The organism is Orrella sp. JC864 (genome assembly GCF_037026685.1).
In the GTDB taxonomy this organism is placed as follows: Bacteria; Pseudomonadota; Gammaproteobacteria; order Burkholderiales; family Burkholderiaceae_B; genus Orrella.
Genome location: NZ_JBANET010000012.1, coordinates 1 through 16,078, shown reverse-complemented (window position 1 = coordinate 16,078; position 16,078 = coordinate 1). Strand labels below are relative to the sequence as shown.

Sequence of the window (16,078 nt, the reverse complement as noted above, 5' to 3'; positions counted from 1 at the left end):
CTTTTCAAGGAACAGACAATGAAGATCGTCGTACTGCCTGGCGATGGCATCGGCCCCGAAACCATGGCCGTCGCCGTGGACGTGCTGCAGGCCGCCGATGCGCGCTTTGACCTGGGCTTGCGCCTGGAACACGATGTGGCCGGGCACGAAAGCCTCAAGCGCCACGGCGCCACGGTCACGCCCGCGCTGCTGGAGAAGGTCAGGCAGGCCGACGGCCTGATGCTCGGGCCGATGGCCACCTACGACTTCAAGGACGAATCGCGCGGCGAGATCAATCCCTCGAAGTTCTTCCGCAAATGCCTGGACCTGCATGCGAACATCCGCCCGGCCCGCACCTACCCCGGCATGCAGGCGCGCCTGGGCGAATTCGACCTGGTGGTGGTGCGCGAGAACACCGAAGGCTTCTACGCCGACCGCAACATCGAATCGGGCAGCAGCGAGATGCTGATCACCCCCGACGTGGTGGTGTCGCTGCGCCGCATCACCCGCCCCTGCTGCGAACGCATCGCCCGCTCGGCCTTCGAGCTGGCCATGACCCGCAGAAAGCACGTGACCATCGTGCACAAGGCCAACGTGCTCAAGCTGGGCGACGGCATGTTCATCGACGTATGCCGCGAAGTGGGCCGCGAGTTTCCCGAGGTGGGCATCGACGAGGTCATCGTCGACGCCATGATGGCCCACGTGGTGCGCGCGCCGCAGCGCTACGACGTCATCGTCACCACCAACATGTTCGGCGACATCCTGTCGGACCTGACCGCCGAGCTGTCGGGCAGCCTGGGCCTGGGCGGCTCGCTCAATGCCGGCCGCGACCACGCCATGGGCCAGGCGGCGCACGGCTCTGCGCCCGACATCGCCGGCCGGAACGTGGCCAATCCCATTTCGCTGATCCTGTCGGCCGCGATGCTGCTGAACTGGCACGGCCAGCGCAAGGGGCTGCCGCGCTACGCCGAGGCGGCGGCCGCCATCGAGGCGGTCATCGCCCAGACCATCCAGGCAGGCGAATGCACGCGCGACGTGGGCGGCACGCTGGGCACCCGCGAGGCCGGCCAGGCCTTCGTGCGCCGCCTGGCGGCCCTGCGAGGCTGACATGCCGGCGAACGCCTTGCCCGCGCTGGCCTGCGATTGCCACGTGCACGTCATCGACCCGCGCCACCCGATGGTGCCCGAGCGCGCCTACACGCCCGGCCCGGCCGCGGTACAGGACCTGCGCGCGCACCTGGCGCGCCTGGGCCTGGCGCGCGCCGTGATCGTGCAGCCCAGCGTCTACGGCACCGACAACCAATGCCTGCTGGAAAGCCTGGCGGCCCTGCCCGGCGCGGCGCGGGGCGTGGCCGTGGCGGATCCGCAGGCCGGCCAAGCCGAACTGCGGCGCCTGCACCTGGGCGGCGTGCGCGGCCTGCGGATCAACCTGGAAAGCCTGGGCCGCAGCGACCCGCAAGCCATCGCCGGCGCGTTGCGCCAGTGGGCCGGCCGCATCGCCGGGCTGGGCTGGCACCTGCAGGTGTATGCCTCGCTGGACGCGATCGCGCAGGCCGCGCCCTTGCTTGCCGGCCTGCCCGTTCCGATCGTGCTGGACCACTTCGCCATGATCCCCGCCGGCACGCCGCTGCAGGACGCCCGCGTCGAGCGGGTGCTGGAGATGGCCGCCAGCGGCATGGCATACGTCAAGCTGTCGGCCTCGTACCGCATCGCCGGCGGCGGCCAGGCCCAGGATCAGGATCAGGAGCAGGTCGCCGCGCTGGCCCGCGCGCTGCTGCAGGCCAATCCGGCCCGCATGCTATGGGCCAGCGACTGGCCGCACACCAACCGCGAGCCCGGCAAGCGCCCCACCGAGGTCAGCGCCTATCGCCGGATCGCGCCGTCGCACCTGCTGCGCGAGATCCACGCCTGGCTGCCCGATGCGGGCCTGCGCCGGCAAGTGCTGGCGGACAACCCGGCGCGGCTGTACGACTTCGGCTAGCCGCGCCGGCGCCCCGCGGCGCCGGTGCCAGGCTCAGGCGCCATCGGGCTTGACGCCGGCCTGCTCGAGCAGCGTCTTCCAGCGTGCCACCTCGCTGCGCAGCAGTTCGGCGGAGCCGGCCAGCGAGCGATGCTCCTGGCTGGGCAGCGCCACGCCCATCTGCTCGTAGCGCTGGCGCAGCGCAGGCGTGGCCAGGGCGCGGTTGATGGCGGCATTGAGCTTTTCCAGCACCGGCTCGGGCACGCCCTTGGGCACCAGCATCATGTTCCAGATGTCGTAGTGCAGGCCGGGATAGCGGGTCTCGCCGGCGGCCGGCACGTCGGGCAGCACCGCGACGCGCTCGGGACGCAGCACCACCAGGCCGCGCACCTTGCCCGAGGCGATGGAGCCGACCGCGGTGCTGCTGCTTTCGATGGTGTAGTCGATGTGGCCGGCCATGACGTCGGCGATCGTCTGCGCGGCGCCGCGGTAATGCACCGGGGGCACCTTGATGCCCAGCGCCTCGTTCAGCACCACGCCGCCCAGGAACGAGCCCGAGCCCACGCCCGCCGTGCCCGAGTTCATCCGTTCGCCGTTCTGCCTGGCGTAGTCCGCGAACTCCTCGAGCGTGCGCGCCGGGAAATCGGCGCGGATGGACAGCACCTGCGGCGCATCGCCCACCGAGGCCAAGGCGGTGAAGTCGGCCAGTATGTCGTAGGACAGGTTGCGGTACAGCGAGGCATTGGCGGCCAGCGTGCCGACGTTGCCCAGCAGCAGCGTGTAGCCGTCGGCCGGCGAGCGCGCCGCGCGCGCCTGCCCCACCGAGCCGCCCGCGCCGGGCACGTTCTCGACGATGACGGGCTGCTTGAGCTCCTTGGCCAGGCCTTCGGCGACCGCGCGCGCCAGCACGTCGGTCGCGCCGCCGCCGGTAAAGGGCACCAGCAAGGTCACGGGCCGCGCGGGATAGTCCTGCGCCTGCGCGGCCGGCACGGCGGCCAGCCCCAGCGCAGCCAGCCCCAGCGCAGCCAGGCCTAGCGCGGCGCGGTCTCGCGCGGCCCGCCCCCGCCCCAAGCCCAGCGCGCGGCGCAAGGCGTTCTTCACATTCCCCATTGTGTCGATCATGATTGTGTCTCCTCGTGAATGATTCACCGGCGCGGGGCCTGCCCGCGTCGCGGCGCTACTGCCCGGACTGCGCGCGCTCGTCGAGCACTTCCTTGGCGATCCGGAAACCGTCCACCGCCGCCGGCATGCCGCAATAGCAGGCCGCATGCAGCAGGATTTCCTGGACCTGCTTGCGGGTCCAGCCGTTGTTCAGCGCGCCGTTCAGGTGCAGCGCCAGCTCGTGGCGCCGGCCGGTGGCGATCAGCACGCTGACGGTGATCAGGCTGCGCTCCTTGGCCGTCAGGCCCGGACGCCCCCAGATGGCGCCCCAGGCCAGGCCGGTCACCGCTTCCTGCAGGGGCGCGAAGAAATCGTCCTGCTGGGCGCGCGCGATGGATTGGTCCACATACTTGTCGCCCAGGGTGGCGCGGCGGTTCTTGTGGCCCAGCGCCACGGTCTCGGGGGTAACCGGGTCAAAAGGCTTGTCGTCTTGCATGGCTGCTCCTTGAAAAATAGAAAGTCATGCCGAGCGGGCGTCCTGCAGCAGCAGGTCGGCCGCCTTCTCGGCGATCATCATCACCGCTGCCTGGGTGTTGCCCGACACCATCGCGGGCATCACCGAGGCATCGGCCACGCGCAGGCCCTGCAGCCCGCGCACGCGCAGCCTGCTGTCGACCACGGCGTGCTCGTCCTCGCCCATGCGGCAGGTGCCGATGGGGTGGTAGATGGTCTGGCCGGTGCGCCGCGCGAACTCCAGCCATTGCGCATCGGTCTGCACCTGCGGACCGGGGTTCAGCTCGGCCTGCACGTAGCGCGCCATGGCCGGCTGCTCGACGATGCGCCGGGCGATGCGCATGCCGTCGATCAGGCAGCGCTGGTCCTGCGGATGGGTCAGCAGGTTGGGCCGGATCGCCGGCGCGGCGTGCGGGTCGGCGCTGGCCACGTGGATGCTGCCGCGCGACCGCGGCCGCAGCTGCGCCACGCCCAGGGTCATGCCCGGCAGGCGGTCCAGCTTGCGCACCGCGGCATCGGCATAGCTGGCATGCATGAAGAAATACTGCACGTCCGGGGTGGGCATCGCAGGGTCGGTCTTGACGAAACCGAAGGCCAGTCCGGTGCCCAGCGTCAGGATGCCGCGGCGCTGCACCGCGTAGCGGGCCACCGCCGCGGCCAGCGACAGGCCGCGGGTGGACTCGTTCAGCGTCCTGGCCCCGCGCACCCGCCAGTTCATGCGCGTGGCGTAGTGGTCGATATAGTTCTCGCCCACGCCTGCCAGCGCATGGGCCACCGGGATGCCGGCGGCCGCCAGCACCTGCGGGCTGCCGATGCCCGAGAGCTCCAGCAGCTGCGGCGACTGCACCGCCCCGGCCGTCAGCACCACGCTGTGCCGGGCGCGCAGCTGCGAGGTGCTGCCGTCGGCGCGCCGCAAGCGCACGCCGGTGCAGCGGCCCTGTTCGAGCACCAGCGAGGTGACATGGACCTGCGTGCGCACGTCCAGGTTGCGCCGGCGCAATGCCGGCCGCAGATAGCCGTCGGCCACGCTCCAGCGCCGGCCCCGATGCTGGCAGACCTGGTAGTAGCCCACGCCCTCCTGGCTGGCGCCGTTGTAGTCCGGATTGCGCGGCCAGCCGTCCTGGCCGGCGGCCTGCAGGAAGGCCTCCGAAATCGGAAACCGCTCGGCCACCTCGGTGATGTGCATGGGGCCGCTGCGTCCGCGGCCCGCGCCGCCGACCGTGGTCTGCTCCAGCTTCTCGAAGTAGGGTGCGACATCGGCATGGCTCCAGCCGCGCGCGCCGGCCTGCGCCCACGCGTCGTAGTCGCCGGGCTGGCCGCGCACATAGATCATCCCGTTGATCAGCGTCGAGCCGCCCAGGCCCTTGCCGCGCGGGATGGCGATGGGCCGGTCGCAGGTGCCCGGCTCGGGCTCGCTGCGAAAGCCCCAGTTCCAGCGCGGGTGCGTCAGCAGCTTGGTAAAGCCCGCCGGTATGCCCACCCACAGGCCACGTCCCGGCTCGCCGGCCTCCAGCAAGGCCACGGTGCTGCGGCCGTCCGCGCTCAGGCGGTTGGCCAGGATGCAGCCGGCCGTGCCGCCGCCGACGATGACGTAGTCGTAGGTATCGATCTGGGCCATGGCCGTCCCTAGCGCACGATGTTGACCAGGGCGCCGCCGTCCACCGGCAGTTCCACGCCGGTGATGAAGCCGGCCTCGTCCGATGCCAGGAACACCGCGGCATTGGCCACGTCCCAGGCCGTGCCCATGCGGCCGCGCAGCGGCACGCGGGCGTTGCGCTCGGCCACCACGTCCTCGCGCGCCCGCCCGAAGGACTGCGCCCGCGTATCGACGGCCATGGGCGTATCCATCAGGCCGGGCAGGATGGCGTTGGCGCGGATGCCATAGGCGGCGTTCTCGATGGCCAGCTGCTGCGTATAGGCGATCATGCCGGCCTTGGAAGCCTTGTAGGCCACCCAGGGATAGCGCTGCCAGGCCGATACCGAGGCCGTGGTCAGGATGACCCCGCTGCCCTGGGCGCGCATGATGGGCAGCACGTGCTTGCCGGCCATCACGCAGCCGCGCAGATTGATGGCGCAGATGCGGTCGAAGGCGGTCTCGGTGATTTCCAGCGGGTCGGCGTCGCCCCCGGACACGCTGATGCCCACGTTGTAGTGCAGGATGTCGATGCGCCCCCAGCGCTGCTGCGCCTGGGCCAGCGCCGCGGCGATCTGCTGCTCGCTGAGCACGTCGGCCTGCCACGGCACGCAGGCCGCCCCCGCCTGGGCCGCCGTCTCGGCGGCCGAATCCGCGTCGCGGTCCACCGCCAGCACCTGTGCGCCTTCCTGCACGAAGCGCAGCACCGTCGCCCGCCCGTTGCCCACCGTCTGTCCGGGGCTTTGCCCCGCGCCGATCACCACGGCGACCTTGTCCTTCAGCCTCATCCCATGCTCCTTTCGGTTGGGCCGGCGTGATGCGCGCCGGCCTGCGCCGGCTGGCCGGCGTCGAAAAACGCCACCATGTCGGCCACTTGCGCCTGCAACATGCCCAGCCCGCCGTACGTGCGCGCGCCGATGCGCCGCGCCTGCGCCAGCAGCGCCGTCTGGGCCGGCTCCATGATGATGTCGGCCACCCATTGGCCCGCGTCCAGGCTTTCCAGCGCCAGAGGGGGCGGATCGCCGGGCGACATGCCCAGCGAGGTGGCGTTGATCACCAGCGCATGCCCGGACGCATCGGCACCGGCCGCACGCACCGGCAGCGCCGGATGGTGCCGGGCCAGCCGCTCGGCCAGCGCCTGGTAGCGGGCCTGGCCGCGATTGGCGATGCTCAGGCTGCCGATGCCGGCGCGCGCCAGGGCAAAGGCGATGGCGCTGGCCGCCCCGCCGGCCCCGGCCAGGTAGACCGAGGCGCCTGCCGGCACGAAGCCCAGCGCCCGCAATCCCCGCACGAAGCCCTGGCCGTCCAGCATGCCGCCCACCAGGCGCCCCCCGGCCTCGCGGCGCACCACGTTCACCGCCCCGATCTGCGCGGCGTCGCCTTCGAGCGCGTCGCACAGCGGCAGCGCCGCCATCTTGTGCGGCACCGTCACCACCATGCCGCGCAGGTTGCCGGCGCGCCGCAGCGCGGCCATCATCTGCGGCAGGTCGTCCGGCCGCACGTGCACCGGCACCATGACGCCGTCGCGGTCCTGCTCGCGCATCAGGCGGTTGACCAGCTGCGGCGTCTGCACGTGGCCGATCGGGTCGGCCAGGATGCAATACAGCGCCGTCTTGCCCGTGATCTCGCGCATCAAGCCGGCTCCTTGCCGTTCTTGCGGCTGCGCACCTGCACGCCGGCCCAATCCTCCATGTAGCGGATCAGGGCCGTGAAATCGAGGTCCTCGCCGCCCTGCGTCACGGCGAACTCCCAGGCCTGCCGCACGCTATGGCCCAGCCACATCGGCACGCGCAGCGCCTGCGCCTCCTCCAGGCCCAGCGTCACGTCCTTGTGGATGGTGCGGATGCTGGCGCCATAGTCGAAGGTGCCGGGCAGGATGGACTTGGGCACCTTGTCCAGCGTGGCGCTGTTGCGCCCGGTGCTCACGTTGATGATCTCGACCATCTGGTCCGGGTCCAGCCCGGCCTTGGCGCCCAGCACCAGCGCCTCGTAGGCCGACACCATGTTGGCGGCCGAGATCAGGTTGTTGACCAGCTTCATCATCTGCGCCTGGCCGGGCTGCTCGCCGACCTCGAACACGCCCTTGCCCATGGCCCGCACCTGCGCGCGGATGCGCTCGCGCGCCTGCGCCGGGCCGGACAGGATGATGGACAGCGTGCCGGCCTGCGCCCCGCGCGGGCCCCCGCTGACCGGCGCATCGACCACCGCCACGCCGTGCTCGTGCAAGGCCCGCGCGATATCCATCACCGGCGTGCGGCCGATGGTGGACATCTCGACGTAGACGCGCAGCGCCCGGCCGCCCAGCACGCCGCCCTCGCCATAAGCCACCTGGCGGCTGACCTGGGCGCCGGGCAGGCAGGCATAGACCACCGGGGCGGCGTCCGCCACGGCGCGCGGCCCTTCGTGCGCCACCGCGCCCAGCGCGGCCAGCGCCTGCATGCGCGAGGCGTCCGGATCGTACACATGCAGGCGCACGCCGGCCTGCAGCAGGCGGCGCGCGATGGCCGCGCCCATCGCGCCCAGGCCGACGAAGCCGGCGACATCCTGATCGCTCATGACCAATACTCCTTTGTGCGAGCCGTGCGCCGGCTCAGTTGGCGTTCATGTCCAGCTCGCCCATCTGCCGCGACAGACCCTCGTAATCCTCGCGAAACAGCTTGTCGAAATCGCCGGGCGTGCCGATGCGCGTCTGCATGCCCTGCTCGGCCAGGATGCGCTGCATGGCCGGCGCCTGCAGCACCTTGTTGACGGCCGCGTTCAGGGTCTGCACCACCTCCTGCGGCATGCCCGCCGGGCCGAAGAAGCCGTACCAGGTCACCACCTCGAAGCCGGGCTGGCCCAGCTCCGCGATGGTGGGCACCTGCGGCAGCGCGGCCACGCGCTGCGCCGAGGAGACGGCCAGCGGCGTGATGCGGCCGCTTTCGATGAAGGACTTGGCCGAGGCGATCGAGCCGCCGACCAGCTCCACATGCCCGCCCACCAGGTCGGTCAGCGCGGGGTTCGAGCCCTTGTACGGCACGTGCGTCATGGGCACGTTGGCGGCCTTGTCCAGCAGGGCAAGCAGCAGGTGCGACATGCTGCCCTGCCCCGAGGTGCCGAAGCGCAGCCGCCCCGGCTGCTCGCGCGCCTGGCGCATCACCTGCTCCATGCTCTGCAGGCCGCTGTTCGGCCCGGTGGCCACCACCATCGGCGCATCGGCGATATGCACGATGGAGGTGAAATCCTTGAGCGGATCGAAGTTGCCGGCGCCCTGGTTCAGCAAGGGCGCGATCACGATGTTCTCGCGCAAGGCCAGCACCACCTGGTAGCCGTCGGCCGGCGCCCGCGCCACGGAGGACAGCGCCACCGCGCCGTTGCCGCCCGGGCGGTTCTCCACCACCACGTTCCATTTTTCGGAGGTGGCCAGCCCTTCGGCGACCTGGCGCGCGAGAATGTCGGTGCCGCCGCCGGGGCTGAAGGGCACGACGATGCGCACCGGCTTGTCGGGAAAGGCCTGGACCGCGGGGGCCAGAAACGTTAGGCTCGCGGCCATCGCCGCCAAGGCGCGCTTGAGCATGCTTGTCTCCTGTCTAGTGATCTCGTGGGACGGTAACCTTACCGCCTGGCGATGATGCAGCGCGCACGCCGGCTCGGGAAGGCGCCCGGCGGCACAGGCATTTGAAGAAAATTCACAGACGGAGGCGATCGTTGAACCAGCTGGCCGAACTTGAACTGTTCATCACCGTGGTCGAGACGGGCGGCTTCTCCGCGGCCGCGCGCCGGCTGTCGCGCTCGCCTTCCGCCGTGAGCAAGACCATCTCGCGCATGGAGGCGCGGCTGGGCACCCTGCTGTTCGAACGCACCTCGCGCGACGTCAAGCTCACGCCGGCCGGGCGGACCCTGCACCGGGAAGGCCTGCGCGTGATCGAGGCCCTGACCGAGGCCGAGAACGCCCTGCAGACCCACGCGGGGCAGGCGCGCGGCAAGCTGCGGGTGCATTGCCTGTTCACCTTCGCCAAGTACCAGCTGGCGCCGGCCATCGGCGGCTTCCTGGCCGCGCATCCGGGCTTGAGCATCGATTTCCTGCTAAGCAACGATCCGCTGGACATGGTCGAGCACGACATCGACGTGGCCATCCACAGCGGCACGCTGCCCGACTCCTCGCTGATCGCACGCCGGCTGCTGACCAGCCGCTGGATCGTCTGCGCCTCGCCCGAATACCTGCGCCGGCACGGCGCGCCGCGCACCCCGGCCGACCTGGCGCAGCACAATTGCCTGAACTTCACCCACCGCACCCACTGGAACACCTGGCCCTTCACGACCGAACCCGACGGCGTGGCCGCGCAGGGCAACCTGGGGGCCGACCAGGGGGACATGCTGATGCAGCTCGCCTTGCACGGGGCGGGGCTGGTGCGCCTGGCCGCCTTCCACATCGACGGCGAGATCGCGGCGGGGCGCCTGGTGCCGGTGCTCGAATCGTTCCAGCCGCAGCATGAGGAGCCGCTGTTCGTGGTCTACAAGAGCCGCAAGTTCCTCAGCCCCAAGGTGCGGGTCTTCCTGGACTTCCTGTTCGAGCGTTTCGGCCACGACGGCCGGTTCAGCGGATGAACTGTTCCAGGTAGCTGTCGGGCAGGCCCAGGCCGCGATAGTGCTGCCGGGCGGCCTGCAGCTTGGTGAAGACATCCTCGTAGCCCACCGCCCTGCCCTGCGGATCGACGTAGGTATAGCCGCCCTGCACATGGAACCAGGTGATCATTTCCTGCACGTCCTCGGGCACGTACAGGGTATGCGTCTCGCCCGGCGGCTCGAAGGCGAAGGCGCCCTGTTCGGCCACCCAGTCGTGCTCCAGGTAGTACCAGCGCCCCTTGAGCACCAGCGCGTGCACGGCGCCGGTATGGCGGTGGCGGGACAGCACGCCGCTGCGCCGCACGCGCAGCAGGTTGACGTAGTAGCCGCCGGTGGTCGAGAGCAGCAGCGGCTTGAAGGACACCGCGTCGGTCACGGGCACCCATTTCTCGTCGTCCTGCAGGGCCAGGTCCAGGACGTTGCCCACCACCAGGTCGGCGCTCATGTACGGCACCTGGGGCAGTTGATAAGGAATGGCGCGGGTATCCGGCTGGTTCTGTACGGCGTCTTGCATGGGCTCTCCGATAGCTGGCTGGGCGACGCGCCTTGCCGGCTAGGCATGGCGCGACCGAAGCGGCAGCGTATCCGCAAGCGGCTTCGTACCGGAACGGGCCTGGCGCCAATGGCTTGTGACGCAATTTCACAGTTCCCCCGGGATGGGCCGGACCCCAGGTCAGCTCGCGTAGGCCTCCAGCGGCGGGCAGGCGCACACCAGGTTACGGTCGCCGTAGGCGTTGTCCACCCGGGCCACCGGCGGCCAGTACTTGCCCTCGCGCAGCGAGGCCACCGGATAGGCGGCCTGCTGGCGCGGGTAGTCGTGGTGCCAGTCCTCGGCCAGCAGCGTCTGGGCGGTATGCGGGGCGTTGCGCAGCACGTTGTCGTCGCGGTCGCGCTCGCCGCGCTCGATCTGGGCGATCTCCTGGCGGATGGCGATCATGGCGTCGATGAAGCGGTCCAGCTCGTGCAGGCCTTCGGACTCGGTGGGCTCGACCATCAGCGTGCCGGCCACCGGAAAGCTCATGGTGGGGGCATGAAAGCCATAGTCGATCAGGCGCTTGGCGATGTCCTCGGCGCTGACCCCGCTGGAATCCTTGAGCGGACGCACGTCCAGGATGCACTCGTGGGCCACGCGGCCGTTGCGGCCGGTATAGAGCACCTTGTAGTGGTCCTTCAGGCGCGTGGCGATGTAGTTGGCGTTCAGGATGGCCACCTCGGTGGCGCGGCGCAGGCCCTGCGCGCCCATCAGCGCGATGTACACGTAGGGGATCGGCAGGATGCCCGCCGAACCGTAGGGCGCCGCCGACACCGGCCCGACCGGCGTGTCGGCCACCAGCTTGCCGTCGCTGCCCACCACCCCGGGCAGGTAGGGCGCCAGGTGGCCGCGCAGGGCCACGGGGCCCACGCCCGGCCCGCCGCCGCCGTGCGGGATGCAGAAGGTCTTGTGCAGGTTCAGGTGCGAGACGTCCGAGCCGAAGCGGCCCGGGCGCGCCACGCCCACCATGGCGTTCATGTTGGCGCCGTCCAGGTACACCTGGCCGCCGGCATCATGGATCATGGCGCAGATCTGCGTGATGCTTTCCTCGAATACGCCGTGCGTCGAGGGATAGGTGATCATCAGCGCGGCCAGCCTGTCGCCGGCCTGCGCGATGCGCGCGGCCAGGTCGTCCAGGTCGACGTTGCCCTGCGCATCGGAAGCCACCACCACCACTTCCATGCCCACCATCTGCGCCGAGGCCGGGTTGGTGCCGTGCGCCGAAGCCGGGATCAGGCAGATGTCGCGCTGGCCCTGGCCCTGCGCCCGGTGATAGGCGCGGATGGCCAGCAGCCCGGCGTATTCGCCCTGGGCGCCCGAGTTGGGCTGCAGGCTGATGGCGTCATAGCCGGTGATCTCGCACAGCGCGCGCGACAGCTTGCCGATCAGCTCGGCATAGCCGGCCGTCTGCGAGGCCGGCGCGAAGGGATGGATATGCGCGAAGCCGGGCCAGGTGATGGGAATCATCTCGGCCGTGGCGTTGAGCTTCATGGTGCACGAGCCCAGCGGGATCATGCTGCGGTCCAGTGCCAGGTCCTTGTCGGCCAGGCGGCGCAGGTAGCGCAGCATGTCGGTCTCGGACTTCACGCTGGAGAACACCGGATGCGACAGGATCGCGCCCTGGCGCGCCAGCGCCGCGGGGATGCCGCCGGCCGCGGCGGCCTCGCCCAGCTGCGCGCCGAACACGCCGGCCAGCGCGGCCAGGTCCGCATCGGTCACGGTCTCGTCCAGCGACACCGCCACGCGTTCGGCATCCACGTGGCGCAGGTTGATGCGCGCCTGCGCGGCGGCCTGCAGCACGGTGGCCGTGCGCGAGCCGGTGCGCACCAGCAGCGTGTCGAAGAAACTGTCGTTGAGCACCTCGTGGCCCGCCGCCTGCAAGGCGGCGCGCAGCTGCGCCGCCTGGGCGTTGATCCGCCGCGCGATCGCCGCGATGCCCTGCGGGCCGTGCCAGACCGCGTACAGGCCGGCCATCACGGCCAGCAGCACCTGGGCGGTGCAGATGTTGGAAGTGGCCTTCTCGCGGCGGATGTGCTGCTCGCGCGTTTGCAGCGCCAGGCGCAGCGCCGGCTTGCCCTGCGCGTCCTTGGACACGCCCACCAGGCGTCCGGGCATGTTGCGCTTGAGCGCATCGCGGCAGGCCATGAAGCCGGCATGCGGGCCGCCGAAGCCAAAAGGCACGCCAAAGCGCTGCGCCGAACCCACGGCGATGTCCGCGCCCCACTCGCCCGGCGGCGCCAGCAGCGCCAGGGCCAGCAGGTCGGTGGCGCAGGCCACGATGCCGCCCTTGGCATGCACCGACTCGGCCAGGGCGCGATAGTCGCCGACCGCGCCCAGGCTTTGCGGATACTGCAGCAGCACCCCGAAGCAGTCCGGCAGGCCCTGCGCCTCGTCGCCGATGGCCAGCTCGATGCCCAGGCCCTCGGCGCGCGTGCGCACCACCTCGATGGTCTGCGGATGGCAGTGCTGCGAGACGAAGAACACCTGGCTGGCGCTGCGGCTGCCGCGCCGGGCTAGCGTCATGGCCTCGGCCGCGGCGGTGCCTTCGTCCAGCAGCGAGGCATTGGAGATGTCCAGCCCGGTCAGGTCGGCCACCATGGTCTGGAAGTTGAGCAGCGCCTCCAGGCGGCCCTGCGAGATCTCGGGCTGGTAGGGCGTATAGGCCGTATACCAGGCCGGGTTCTCCAACACGTTGCGCAGCACCACGTTGGGCGTGTGGGTGCCGTAGTAGCCCTGCCCGATGTAGCTGCGATAGACCTCGTTGCGCGCCGCCATCTCGCGCAGTTCGGCCAGCACGTCGGGCTCGCTGCGCGGCGCGGGCAGGTCCAGCGGCTCCTGCAGCCGGATGGAAGGCGGCACGACCTGCTCGATCAGCGCCTGCAGGCTGTCGGCGCCGACCACCGAGAGCATCTTGTGCAGATCGTCCTCGGCCGGACCGATATGGCGCGACACGAAGTCGCGGGCGGGGTCAAAATCGCGGGGCATGGGCTGGCTTTCCTGCTGCGGGGCGGTAAGGTGAAGAAAAGGGAATCGGATCGGCCTAGCCGGCGTCGACCACGGCCTGGTAGCCGGCGGCGTCCAGCAGGCCTTCGGTCTTGCCCGGCTCGTCGGGCTTGATCTTGAAGATCCAGGCGCCGTAGGGGTCTTCGTTGATCAGGGCGGGGTTGTCCTGCAGCGCTTCGTTGAAGGCGACGATCTCGCCGGCCACGGGCGCGTAGATGTCCGAGGCGGCCTTGACGGACTCGACCACGCCGGCGGTGGCGCCGGCGGCCAGCTTGGCGCCGACGTTCACGTCGCCGACGTAGACCAGGTCGCCCAGCTGCTCCTGGGCGGCATCGGAGATGCCCACGGCGTACAGATCGCCCTCGGGCTTGATCCATTCGTGGGTGCGGGCGTATTGACGGTCGTTGGGCAGGTTCATGCGGACTCCGGGAGAAAAGGAAAATCGGACCGCCGCGCCATGCGGCATGCGGCGGCGGGAAGCATTCAGGCGTGCTGCACGGGCTTGCCGTTGCGCACGAATGGCAAGGCGCACACGCGGGCGGGCACCCACTTGCCGCGGATGTCCACCTCGACCGTATCGCCGGGCTTGGCGCCTTCGGGCAGGCGCGCCATGGCAATGGACACGCCCAGCGTCGGCGACATGGTGCCGCTGGTGACCTCGCCCTGCCCGCCGTCGGCCGTGCGCACGGCCATGTGGGCGCGCATGACGCCGCGCTCCTGCAGCTGCAGGCCCAGGAAGGCGCAAGGTTCGGCGCCCAGTTCGATGGCCTCGCGGCCGATGAAGTCGCGCCCGGCATCCTTGAGCCAGACCGTCCAGGACAGGCCCGCCTGCGCCGGCGTCACGGACTCGTCCATCTCCTGGCCGTAGAGCGCCATGCCGGCCTCCAGCCGCAAGGTGTCACGCGCGCCCAGGCCACAGGGCCGCACGCCCTGGGCTTGCAGCTCGGTCCAGAGCGCGGCGGCCTGGTCGGCCGGCACCATGATCTCGAATCCGTCCTCGCCGGTATAGCCCGTGCGGGCCACCAGCGTGCCGGGTGCGGCCTGGGCGGCGTGAAACGCGGCCAGCCCTTCGGTGGCGGCCTGCCAGCCCGGCCGCGCGGCCCACACCTTGGCGCGGGCCTGCGGGCCCTGCACCGCGATCATGGCCAGGTCGCGGCGCGGCGCGATGCGCACCTCGAAGCCCTGGGTCTGCGCCACCCGCTGCATCCACGCCAGGTCCTTGTCGGCCGTGCCGGCGTTGACCACCAGGCGATAGCTTTCAGGCGTGAAGAAATAGGCGATCAGGTCGTCGATGACGCCGCCTTCGGGATTGAGCATGCAGGAGTACAGGGCCTTGCCGGGCGTCTTCAGGCGCGCCACGTCGTTGGCCAGCAGATGCCGCAGGAAAGCCTGGGCGGCCGGCCCCTGCACGTCGACGTTGAGCATGTGCGAGACGTCGAACATGCCGGCGTCCTGGCGCACGGCGTGGTGTTCCTCGATCTGCGAACCGTAGGCCAGCGGCATGCGCCAGCCGCCGAAATCCACCATGCGCGCGCCGGCCTGCTCATGCAGGTGCGCCAAGGGGGTCGATTTGAGATCGGTGGACATGCGGCAAGCTCCGGAGCGGTATGGATCGGTTGCGTCAATGCCGATGCGCGGCAAACGCCGCCGCCGCACCGGCCAAGGTGCTCCGCCCCTCTGTCCTTTGGCCTGAGAGTTGCCCCGCACGCGGCAGGTTTGCCCCTTCGGCGCCCGGCGCGCAGCCGGGTCTCTCCAGAGTGCTGTCCTGCCTCGTGGGCAAGGCATGATGCCCTGTTGGGCCTGAGCGATTCCGGGCGAATTGCGCCTTCGGCGGCGACACGGCACATCCGGGATCCGGGTCCGTGCGCACTCTCCTGCATCATGCATCGACAACTTGCACAGCATAACTCGAAATGCAGTGGGGGTGCCAGGGCGGGGGCGCGCGTGGTGTTGTTGTTCAAGGTCCGGGGGGGTTGCGGTCGCTTTCTTGACGGCCGGCGGGGCCGGTCGGGGTGGCGGGCTCATGCCGTCGCGTGCGGCGCGGTCGCGCCGCCCCCGCGCCAGAAATCGCCCGCCACCCCGCCCGGCCACGCCGGCCTTCTGAGCCGTGTGATCGCTCCACCGCCGGGTGGCTTGGTTCTTCTTGCCTGCTTGCCCCACGCCGCTTGAAGAGAGAAAGATCTTGCGGGGCCGTTCGCCAGGGGTTGCGCAGGCAACCCCTGGCGAACATTCGACCGCCGATTTTGGGAGGGAGGGGCAGCGGGGCAAGCCTGAAGATTTCAGGGCTGTGGCGCATGCGTTGGGTGTGGAGCCGCTTGCAAGCCTCAGGGCGGAAGGGACACTGGCGGCCTGGCCGCTACGCTGATGACTCTGACAACCCGCCCCTACGCTGGAACACTGGCAGACCCTACTGAGGAAGCTACGCTGATACGCTGGCAGACTCCGGGGTGGCAGCGGCACTGACGGCGGCAGCGGCGGTGATGACACGCCTCTCACAATCCTGAAATCTTCGGCCCTACCCCGCCGCCCCTCCCCCTCAAAATCGGCGGTCGAATGCGAAAGAAGGGGCGCCTGCGCGCCCCGCTTGAGCGGCCCTGCAAGATCTTTCTCTTTTCAACCGGCGTGGGGCAAGCAGGCAAGAACGACTCCGCCCCCAGCGCCGGACCAAGCCCAACCTACGCAGTCCGCCGAGGCCGGGCGGGGTGGCGGGCGATTTCTGGCGCCGGGCGCGGCGCAACCGCGCCGCACGGCG

General features: G+C 70.6%; 14 protein-coding genes and 2 riboswitches. Of the genes, 3 read left to right on the top strand and 11 right to left on the bottom strand.

The genetic code is table 11. The annotated features are described in order from the left end of the window. Positions 1 to 18: 18 nt before the first annotated feature. Together V8Z80_RS12250 and V8Z80_RS12245 are read left to right on the top strand one after the other, a co-directional pair. Complete coding sequence (locus V8Z80_RS12250) at positions 19 to 1,086, top strand: isocitrate/isopropylmalate dehydrogenase family protein (protein WP_336062140.1); 1,068 nt, start codon at positions 19 to 21, stop codon at positions 1,084 to 1,086. Between the two features lies 1 nt (position 1,087). Then, on the top strand, positions 1,088 to 1,960 hold the full coding sequence (locus tag V8Z80_RS12245; RefSeq protein WP_336062139.1) for an amidohydrolase family protein: 873 nt from the start codon (positions 1,088 to 1,090) through the stop codon (positions 1,958 to 1,960). 33 nt (positions 1,961 to 1,993) lie between these two features. On the opposite strand, the gene V8Z80_RS12240 is transcribed toward V8Z80_RS12245, so the two are convergent. Genes V8Z80_RS12240 through V8Z80_RS12210 form a run of 7 tightly spaced genes read right to left on the bottom strand, consistent with a single transcriptional unit; the run spans position 1,994 to position 8,742 of the window. Continuing rightward, positions 1,994 to 3,061: a Bug family tripartite tricarboxylate transporter substrate binding protein gene (locus tag V8Z80_RS12240; protein WP_336062138.1), complete on the bottom strand. Its 1,068-nt coding sequence runs from the start codon at positions 3,059 to 3,061 to the stop codon at positions 1,994 to 1,996. A gap of 55 nt (positions 3,062 to 3,116) precedes the next feature. Continuing rightward, positions 3,117 to 3,536: a carboxymuconolactone decarboxylase family protein gene (locus tag V8Z80_RS12235; protein WP_155194581.1), complete on the bottom strand. Its 420-nt coding sequence runs from the start codon at positions 3,534 to 3,536 to the stop codon at positions 3,117 to 3,119. 24 nt (positions 3,537 to 3,560) lie between these two features. Beyond that, positions 3,561 to 5,162, bottom strand: a complete 1,602-nt coding sequence (locus V8Z80_RS12230; RefSeq protein ID WP_336062208.1) for a GMC family oxidoreductase — start codon at positions 5,160 to 5,162, stop codon at positions 3,561 to 3,563. Positions 5,163 to 5,179: 17 nt separating this feature from the next. Next, positions 5,180 to 5,974 (bottom strand): SDR family NAD(P)-dependent oxidoreductase, encoded by a 795-nt coding sequence (locus V8Z80_RS12225; RefSeq protein ID WP_155194585.1) that lies wholly within the window; start codon positions 5,972 to 5,974, stop codon positions 5,180 to 5,182. Beyond that, entirely contained in the window at positions 5,971 to 6,819 is an 849-nt protein-coding gene (locus V8Z80_RS12220; protein ID WP_336062137.1) for a shikimate dehydrogenase family protein, read from the bottom strand. Before V8Z80_RS12220 ends, V8Z80_RS12225 begins: the two co-directional genes overlap by 4 nt. Next, positions 6,819 to 7,742: an NAD(P)-dependent oxidoreductase gene (locus tag V8Z80_RS12215; RefSeq protein WP_155194589.1), complete on the bottom strand. Its 924-nt coding sequence runs from the start codon at positions 7,740 to 7,742 to the stop codon at positions 6,819 to 6,821. Before V8Z80_RS12215 ends, V8Z80_RS12220 begins: the two co-directional genes overlap by 1 nt. Positions 7,743 to 7,776: 34 nt before the next feature. After that, the gene (locus V8Z80_RS12210) at positions 7,777 to 8,742 is read right to left on the bottom strand and encodes a Bug family tripartite tricarboxylate transporter substrate binding protein (protein ID WP_155194591.1); all 966 of its coding nucleotides are present in this window, start codon (positions 8,740 to 8,742) and stop codon (positions 7,777 to 7,779) included. A gap of 131 nt (positions 8,743 to 8,873) precedes the next feature. Here V8Z80_RS12210 and V8Z80_RS12205 point away from each other — a divergent pair, with 131 nt between their 5' ends. Then, on the top strand, positions 8,874 to 9,773 hold the full coding sequence (locus tag V8Z80_RS12205) for a LysR family transcriptional regulator (RefSeq protein ID WP_336062136.1): 900 nt from the start codon (positions 8,874 to 8,876) through the stop codon (positions 9,771 to 9,773). Here V8Z80_RS12205 and V8Z80_RS12200 read toward each other — a convergent pair. From V8Z80_RS12200 to gcvT, 4 genes are all read right to left on the bottom strand, one after another. Next, positions 9,763 to 10,305: a 2,4'-dihydroxyacetophenone dioxygenase family protein gene (locus tag V8Z80_RS12200; protein WP_155194594.1), complete on the bottom strand. Its 543-nt coding sequence runs from the start codon at positions 10,303 to 10,305 to the stop codon at positions 9,763 to 9,765. The two genes, V8Z80_RS12205 and V8Z80_RS12200, sit on opposite strands and share 11 nt — an antisense overlap. A gap of 159 nt (positions 10,306 to 10,464) precedes the next feature. Continuing rightward, positions 10,465 to 13,308, bottom strand: a complete 2,844-nt coding sequence (gene gcvP, locus V8Z80_RS12195) for an aminomethyl-transferring glycine dehydrogenase (RefSeq protein ID WP_336062135.1) — start codon at positions 13,306 to 13,308, stop codon at positions 10,465 to 10,467. Between the two features lie 55 nt (positions 13,309 to 13,363). After that, the gene (gcvH, locus tag V8Z80_RS12190; RefSeq protein ID WP_155194598.1) at positions 13,364 to 13,744 is read right to left on the bottom strand and encodes a glycine cleavage system protein GcvH; all 381 of its coding nucleotides are present in this window, start codon (positions 13,742 to 13,744) and stop codon (positions 13,364 to 13,366) included. Between the two features lie 65 nt (positions 13,745 to 13,809). Further along, positions 13,810 to 14,913: a glycine cleavage system aminomethyltransferase GcvT gene (gcvT, locus tag V8Z80_RS12185; protein WP_336062134.1), complete on the bottom strand. Its 1,104-nt coding sequence runs from the start codon at positions 14,911 to 14,913 to the stop codon at positions 13,810 to 13,812. Positions 14,914 to 14,993: 80 nt separating this feature from the next. Then, positions 14,994 to 15,092, bottom strand: a riboswitch (glycine riboswitch). Between the two features lie 13 nt (positions 15,093 to 15,105). Further along, positions 15,106 to 15,213, bottom strand: a riboswitch (glycine riboswitch). Positions 15,214 to 16,078 lie beyond the last annotated feature (865 nt).